This window comes from Streptomyces sp. CAU 1734 (assembly GCF_039888735.1).
In the GTDB taxonomy this organism is placed as follows: domain Bacteria; phylum Actinomycetota; class Actinomycetes; order Streptomycetales; family Streptomycetaceae; genus Streptomyces.
This window is the reverse complement of sequence record NZ_JBDQQP010000013.1, coordinates 242,998-250,497: the sequence shown is the minus strand read 5'-3', so window position 1 is coordinate 250,497 and position 7,500 is coordinate 242,998. Positions and strand designations below refer to the sequence as shown.

Annotated in this window: 7 protein-coding genes; 1 reads left to right on the top strand and 6 read right to left on the bottom strand. The window is 75.5% G+C overall.

Going from position 1 to position 7,500, the window contains the following annotated elements:
- A partial coding sequence (locus tag AAFN69_RS25495) for a hypothetical protein (RefSeq protein ID WP_347731073.1) occupies window positions 1-232 on the top strand: 232 nt, incomplete at its 5' end.
- Between the two features lie 179 nt (window positions 233-411).
- Here AAFN69_RS25495 and AAFN69_RS25490 read toward each other — a convergent pair.
- The 6 genes from AAFN69_RS25490 to AAFN69_RS25465 are packed head-to-tail and all read right to left on the bottom strand — an operon-like array spanning window position 412 to window position 7,440.
- Window positions 412-1,212: an aldolase/citrate lyase family protein gene (locus AAFN69_RS25490; RefSeq protein ID WP_347731072.1), complete on the bottom strand. Its 801-nt coding sequence runs from the start codon at window positions 1,210-1,212 to the stop codon at window positions 412-414.
- The gene (locus tag AAFN69_RS25485) at window positions 1,209-2,432 is read right to left on the bottom strand and encodes a CoA transferase (RefSeq protein ID WP_347731070.1); all 1,224 of its coding nucleotides are present in this window, start codon (window positions 2,430-2,432) and stop codon (window positions 1,209-1,211) included. The genes AAFN69_RS25490 and AAFN69_RS25485 overlap by 4 nt, the downstream gene beginning before the upstream one ends.
- Window positions 2,429-3,316, bottom strand: coding sequence for a ribokinase (rbsK, locus tag AAFN69_RS25480; protein WP_347731069.1), 888 nt, complete (start codon window positions 3,314-3,316; stop codon window positions 2,429-2,431). Before rbsK ends, AAFN69_RS25485 begins: the two co-directional genes overlap by 4 nt.
- Window positions 3,313-5,019 (bottom strand): ADP-ribosylglycohydrolase family protein, encoded by a 1,707-nt coding sequence (locus tag AAFN69_RS25475; protein WP_347731067.1) that lies wholly within the window; start codon window positions 5,017-5,019, stop codon window positions 3,313-3,315. The genes rbsK and AAFN69_RS25475 overlap by 4 nt, the downstream gene beginning before the upstream one ends.
- Entirely contained in the window at window positions 5,016-6,185 is a 1,170-nt protein-coding gene (locus AAFN69_RS25470) for an ADP-ribosylglycohydrolase family protein (protein ID WP_347731066.1), read from the bottom strand. The genes AAFN69_RS25475 and AAFN69_RS25470 overlap by 4 nt, the downstream gene beginning before the upstream one ends.
- Complete coding sequence (locus tag AAFN69_RS25465) at window positions 6,148-7,440, bottom strand: ADP-ribosylglycohydrolase family protein (protein WP_347731089.1); 1,293 nt, start codon at window positions 7,438-7,440, stop codon at window positions 6,148-6,150. The genes AAFN69_RS25470 and AAFN69_RS25465 overlap by 38 nt, the downstream gene beginning before the upstream one ends.
- Window positions 7,441-7,500: the final 60 nt, after the last annotated feature.

Sequence of the window (7,500 nt, the reverse complement as noted above, 5' to 3'; positions counted from 1 at the left end):
CCCGAACAACACAAGCAACGACACCTCACCGTCCACCCACCGACCCGCACCCGCGAACAAGGGCGCCAAAAATCAGCCCCGCCGGCGTTTGAGGCGCCGGGCCCGGGGCGGAGCCCCGGAAAGGGCCCGCACCACGGGCGACCCGAACAGCACGGGCGAGGCCGCGACACTGCACACGCACCGGCCCGCACCCGCGAACGAGGGCGGCAAATTCAGCCTCGCCGGCGTTTGAGGCGCCGGGTCCGGGGCGGAGCCCCGGAAGAGCACCCGCACCCCCGGGCGACCCGAACGACGCGGGCGAGGATGCGACACCGCCCACGCACCAGCCCGCACTGGCGAACAAGAGCAAGCAAATTCAGCCCCGCCGGAGGCAGCCGCGCCCGGGGCCGGGGCGGAGCCACGGGCGGCGGGTCAGGGATCCTCGCGGCGGGCCAGCGCCAGCGTCCTCCTCGCCGCCGCCACGATCGCCGCGTCCACGAACCGCCCGTCCGGCAGCGCCAGCGCACCCCCCGTGGCCGCCGCCGCGCGGATGACCTCCTCCGCCGCCTCGATCTCGGCCGGTGCCGGGCGGAAGGCGCGTTCGATGACCGGGAGCTGCCGGGGGTGGATCGCGGCGCGGCCCAGGAAACCGAGGGCGCGCCCATGGGCGCAGGACGCGTAGAGGCCGTCGACATCGCGGATGTCCGGGTAGACGGACTGGGAGGGCGGCGCCAGACCGGCCGCGCGGGCCGCGATCACGATGCGGACCCGGGGCCAGTCGAGCGAGGAGCCGTCCCGGACGCCGAGGTCCGCGCGGAGGTCGGCCTCGCCGAGGGCGATGCCGCGGACGGCGGGGTGCGCGGTGGCGATGTCGTAGGCGTACTCGACGGCGAGCGCGGATTCGAGGAGCGGGTAGAGGGGGAGCCCTGGGGCGAGCCGGGCGGCCCGGTGAATGTCAGTGGCGTGTGCGACCTTGGGAACACGGAGCGCGGAGAGGCCGGGAAGACCGGTCAGTGTCGCGATGTCCTGGGGGGAGTGAATGCGCACATGGACGGGCAGCGGCTGTGGGGATGTGAGGAGTTCCGCCGTGGCGGTGAGCGCGTATTTCCGGCGTTCGGGGGAGACCGCGTCCTCCAGGTCGATGATCACCACATCGGCTCGGGAGGCGATGGCCTTGAGGACGACCTCGGGTCGGTCACCGGGGGCGTAGAGATAGGTGAGCGGGATGGTCACACGGCCCCCCGATCGCGGAGCGCGGCGATATCCGCGCTGTTCAGGCCGAGTTCGGTGAGGATCTCCTCGGTGTCGGCGCCGTGCGGGCGGCCCGCCCAGCGGATGGCGCCGGGGGTCGCGGAGAGCCGGAAGAGCACGTTCTGCATACGGATGGTGCCGAGTTCGGGGTCGGGGACCTCGGTGATGGTGTCCAGCGCGCGGTACTGAGGGTCGTCCATGACATCCCGGATGTCATGGACGGGGGCGATCGCGGCCTCGGCTTTCTCGAAGGCGGAGATCGCCTCGTCCCGGGTGCGGCGGGCGATCCAGCCGCCGACGGCCCGGTCGAGCTCCTCCGCGTTGTCGGCCCGGCCGGTGCCGGTGGTGAACCAGGGCTCGTCGATCAGTTCGGGGCGGCCGACCAGCCGCATCACCCGTTCGGCGATCGACTGCGCGGAGGTGGAGACCGCCACCCAGTAGCCGTCCGCGGTGCGGTAGGTGTTGCGCGGGGCGTTGTTGCGCGACCGGTTGCCGGTGCGGGGCTGTACATAGCCGAGCTGGTCGTACCAGACGGGGTGCGGGCCGAGCACGGTCAGGATCGGTTCGATGATCGCCATGTCGACGATCTGGCCCTCTCCGGTGGCGGTGCGGGCGGCCAGCGCGGTCATGACGGCGTAGGAGGTGGCGAGGGCGGCGATGGAGTCGGCGAGGCCGAAGGGAGGGAGGGTCGGGGGGCCGTCGGGTTCGCCGGTGATGGCGGCGAAGCCGCTCATCGCCTCGGCGAGGGTGCCGAAGCCGGGGCGGTGGGCGTAGGGGCCGAACTGCCCGAATCCGGTGACCCGGGCGAGCACCAGGCGGGGATTGGCGGCGCTCAGTTCGGGCCAGCCGAGGCCCCAGCGCTCCAGGGTGCCGGGGCGGAAGTTCTCGATGATCACATCGGTGGAGGCGGCCAGCCGCAGCAGGGTGTCCCGGCCGTCGGGGGCGCCGAGATCGAGGGTGAGGGTGCGTTTGTTGCGGCCGAGGAGTTTCCACCAGAGACCGATGCCGTCCTTGGCGGGACCGTGGCCCCGGGAGGGGTCGGGTCGGCGGGGGTGCTCGACCTTGATCACTTCGGCGCCGAAGTCGCCGAGCATCGTGGCGGCGAGCGGGCCCGCGAAGAGGGTGGCGAGATCGAGGACGCGAAGGCCCCGCAGGGGGGCCGGAGCGGCGGCGGGAGCGGGGGGCTGCTGGGTGGTTGTCATGAGGCGTTGTCGATCTCCGGACGGTAGGGCATGGAGGTGGAGGCACCAGGTCGCTGGACACAGAGCGCGGCTGCCGCGGCGGCCCAGTGGAGGGCGCGCTCGATGGGTTTCTCCTCGCCGAGGGCGACCGCGAGGGCCCCGGTGAAGGTGTCGCCCGCCCCGGTGGTGTCCACGGCGGTGACGGGCGGCGCGGGCACGGCGAAGGGCGGGCTGTCGCGGCTCGCGTGCAGGCTGCCCGCGGCGCCCAGGGTGATCACCACCTCGGGTACCTGCCGCAGCAGTGCCTCGGCCGCCCGGTGGGGGTCGGCGATGCCGGTGAGGGCCGCCGCCTCGTGCTCATTGGGCACCAGGAGATCGGTGACGGCGAGGAGTCCGGGAGGGAGGGGCTGTGCGGGAGCGGGGGTGAGGATGGTCCGCACACCGTGGCGGCGCGCGGCCGAGGCGCCGTCGAGTACGGCGCTCAGCGGCAGTTCGAGCTGGAGGAGGAGCGAGTCGGCGCCGGCGATCAGGGCTTCCTCGCCGGGGCCGAGGGAGGTGACGGTGCCGTTGGCGCCGGGGATGACGACGATGGAGTTGGCGCCTTCGGCGTCCACGACGACGCCGGCGATGCCGGACGGCCCGGCGGCGGTGTGCAGCAGATCGGTGTCGACTCCGGAGGCGGCCAGGGTCTGCCGCAGCAGGGTGCCGAAGCCGTCGGATCCGACCGCGCCGATCATCGACACCTCGCCGCCCGCGCGGGCGGCGGCGATGGCCTGGTTGGCGCCCTTGCCGCCCGGCACGGTGCGGAAATCCCGCCCCGTGACGGTCTCGCCGGGCTTCGGCGCCCGCGCGACACGGGTCACCAGATCCATATGGGTGCTGCCGAGTACCACGATCGCGGTCATGGGCGGAGGGCCTCCTGGTGGGTGAGCCGGGCGAGGGTGTCGAAGCCGATGCCGTCGAATCCCGCCACGGAGGTGGCGAGCCGGTTGCGGAGCGGCGCGGTCCAGCGGCGGGGGAGAGCGCCGGGGTCCCCGGCGAGCAGGCCCGCGAGGGATCCGGCGGTGGCGCCGTTGGAGTCGGTGTCCCAGCCGCCGGAGACGGCCCGGCAGATGGAGCCGGTGAAGTCGCCGTCGGCGTGGGTGAGCGCGGCGGCGAGCAGCGCGGTGTTGGGGATGACATGCACCCAGTGGTGGTGCCCGTGGACGGCGTGGATCCGGTCCACGACGGTGTCGAAGTCCGCTTCGTCCCGGGCCTGTTCGATGCCGAACCGTACGGCCCGGGCCAGCCGGGACGCGGGCGGCACCACGGTGAGCCCGGCGGCGAGGGCCCGGTGCACATCGCGGTCGCCGCCGGCCGCCGCGGCGATGGCGGCGGCGATGAACATCGCGCCGTGGACCCCGTTCGCGGTGTGGGTGAGACAGGCGTCCCGGTGGGCCTGCTCGGCGGCGGCACCGGGGTCGCCCGGGTTGGTCCAGCCGTGCACATCGGCCCGGATGGCGGCGCCGATCCACTCCCGGAAGGGGTTGTGGTGCCGGGCCGTGTGGGGTGGTTCGACGCCGGAGAGGAGATTGCGGTAGGCGATCCGCTCGGCGGTGAAGGTCCGCCCGGCGGGCAGTTCGTCGAGCCAGAGGCGGGCGACGTCACCGGTGCGGAAGCCGCGGCCGTACCGCTGGAGGAGCAGGAGATTGAGGAGCGGGTAGTTGAGATCGTCGTCCTCGGGCATCCCGTCGATGTTCTCGGCGAGCGAGGTGGGCGCGGAGCGGCGGTTCCACGGGTGGGCGCGGGCGAGGTCGTCGGGCAGCCCCTCGGCGGTGAACCAGGTGTGCAGTGGCCAGTTCCCGGTGGCCCGGGCGAGGGCCCGGATGGCGGCGAGCGGAAGCTTCTCCACCGGTTTGCCGAGCAGACAGCCTGCCGCCCGGCCGAGCCAGGCGGCGTGCAGTGCGGTCCGGAGGGAGTCCGGTGGGGAGGGGGGTGGTGGGTTCTGCGGGGATCCGGTTCCGCCGGGCGGGCGCACCGGCTGTTCCGGGGCCCGGGGGGTCGCCGTCGTTCCGGTCGCGGGCGGTGGCGAGGCCGGCGCTGGTCCGTCCGGGGGCGGCGGCCGGAGCGGCGGGGCGCCGCCCGGCAGCGTGGTCCGGCCGGCCGGCGCGGTGCCGGCCGCTGCCCGGGGGCCGGGCGGGTGCGGGCCGGCGGGCGGAGGGGTGCCCGCGGGGGTGGCGGGCCCGGCGGCGGCGGGCCCCCGCCGCGCCGGCCGGCCCGCGCCCGGGGCGGGCCAGGCCGGGCAGGACGCCCGGATCGAGGACAGTTCGGTGGGCTCCAGCGGGGCCAGCGGGCTCGGCAGCGCGGCGAGGGCGTCCAGCAGCCGGGCCGCGAGTGCGCGCAGCTCCGGGGCGGCCCCGCCGGGGGAGGCACCCGCAGCCTCGGGCGCGGGCGGGCCCCCGGCCGCTTCCCAGGCGGCGGCGATGGCCGAGGCGTCGCGGCCGTCCTCGTACGCCTGGCGCAGCTCGTGGCCGACCAGATCCTCCGGCTGTACCCAGGTGAGGCGGACCGCGCCGGCCGGTGCCGTGTCCGGCCGTACGGTTTCCGGCCGGGCGGCCGTGCCGCTCATCGGGCGTCCGCGGTCAGCAGGGCGTACGCGGTCTCGTGCGCGCGGCGGCGGTCCGTGTCCCGGGCGAAGACCTCCCGGGCGACGGCGGCCAGCTCCCGTGCCGGGGCGTGCAGATCCAGCCGGCTGGCCTCGGAGACCGTCTTCGCCCACGCGCGGGGGATCGCCGGCTCGCCGTGCAGCGCGCCCGCCATCGCCCCGGCCATGGTGGCGATCGAATCGCAGTCGCGGCCGTAGTTGACCGAGCCCAGCACCGTACGCCGGTAGTCGCCCCCGCCGGCCAGCAACATCCCCAGGGCGATCGGCAGTTCCTCGATGGAGTGCACCCGGGACGGCCGCCGGGCGGCCGGGGACGGGGCGCGGTAGTCGGGGCCGACCGTGTCGAAGGGGGCCACCGCCGCGCGGAGCGGGGCGAGCGCCGACTCCGTGTCCTTGTGGTGCGCGGCCACCCCGGCCACCGCCTCGATCGCCGCCCGGGTGCCGTCCTTGGCCAGCGCCAGCGCCGACTCCACCACCGATTCCGGGGTCGCCCCCGGCCTGCACGCCGCGGCGACCGCCGCCGCGAAGACCCCGGCCGCCTCCCGGCCGTAGGACGACTGATGCGCGCCCGCGATGTCCAGCGCCTCGGCGTAAGCGGCCTCCGGATGGGCCGCGTTGACCAGGCCCACCGGTGCCATGTACATCGCCGCACCGCAGTTGACGATGTTTCCGCTGCCCGCCTCGCGCGGATCGTGGTGACCGTAGTGGAGCCGGGTCACCAGCCACTTCTCGGCGAGGAAGATCCGCTGGAGCGGCAGCGCGTAGGCCTCCAGCTCCGGGATCCAGCGGGGGTTGGACATCAGGTCCGGGACGAGGTGGGCGGCGATGGCATGGGCGTCGAGATGGTCGCGGACGGTGGCGTACACCCTGATCAGCGCATGGGTCATCAGGGTGTCGTCGGTGATGTGCCCATCCCCCTTGTGGTACGGGGCGATCGGGCGGGCGGTGCGCCACGCGTCGCCGTTCCAGGGCCCGACGATGCCCCGCACCCGGCCGCCGTGGCGCTCGGTGATCTGCTCGGGGGAGTACCCCTCCACCGGGCCGCCGAGCGCGTCGCCGACCGCCGCGCCGAGCAGAGCGCCGGTGATCCGGTCATCCAGGGTGGGCGTCGCGATTGCTGTCGTCGTCATGCCGGAATTGTCCACCCATGAAGGTGAGTTCCGTGTCTGTCAGCTTCTCGGCGAGTTCGACCAGATCTGTCCCCGCGAGTCGGGGCAGCGCGCACCCCGCCAGCGTGCGGCAGGCGTCCCGCCAGCCGGCCGGGATGGTGTCCCCGCCGCCGAGTGCGCCGGTCAGCGCCCCGGCGAGGGCGGGAGCGGAGTCCGCGACCCGGGAGAGACAGGCCGCCGTCGGCACCGCCTCGGCCACCCGTCCGCGTGCCGCGGTCGCCACCGCGAGGGCGACCGGCACGGTTTCGGCGGCGGCGATTCCATAGCTGTAGACATGATCGACGATCTGGTGTTCCAGCAGGGGGACGAGATCGAACGCCGCGTCGGCGGCGCGGGCGAGCGCCACCGCGTGCCGGGCGTTCCGGCCGATCTCCGTGGTGTCGGGGAGCTGTGCGAGGGCCGCCTCCACCGCGTCGTCCACATCGCCTCCGCCCAGCGCGGCGGCCACGGCCGCGGCCATGGCGCGCGCACCGTGCACCCCGTCGCCGTCCTGTGTGTACCGCGCGTCGAACTCCGCGAGCGCGGCGGCCGAGCCGGGGTCCCCGGGGTGGACCGCGGCGAGCACCACGGCCCGGACACAGGCGGCGTCGTCGAAGTAGTGCGGATTGTCGTGGCCCGTGGCGGGCGGGCGCAGGCCGGTGGCCAGATTGCCGAGCCCGGCGCGTACCGAGATCCGGGCCCGCAGCGGCAGTACGGCGGACTCGACCTCGGGCGCGCGGGCCGCCGCCGCGGCGACCTCGCCGGCGAGGGAGTTCCAGGCCAGGTCGACGGCGGCGCGCAGCCGCCGGCCGCGGGTGAAACCGGTGAAGAGCCGCCCCGCCGCGGTGAGCACGGCCTCGGCCGTGAAGGCCGCCCACTCGGCGTCGTCGGACGGGCCGAGCCGCAGCGGCTCCGGGGGCTGGTTGAGCGCGATCGGTACGGGGAGGGTGGTGGTGGCGTTCTGCTCCGCGAAGGTGTCGAGCTCCCGGGTCAGCCGCCGGGTCCACTCGGGCATCCGCGCGGCCCGGTGCCGCGCGGCCGGCCACCCCGCCGCGTCCCCCGCCGCCAGCCCGAGCAGCAGCCCCTCGATGGGCCGCGCCCGGGCCGGAGTCCTCGCGGGTACGGGGCGGGGGCGGGCCGCCGGGCCGGCAGGGGTACCGGGGGCGGGCACGGCACCTGTACCCGTACGGGTGGCGGGTGGCCGATCCGCCGGTGTGTCCGTGTCCGCCGCGGCCATGCGGTGGTCCGCGAGAGGGTGGTCCGTCGGCGCGCCGGCCGCGCGGTCGCCCGTACCGGG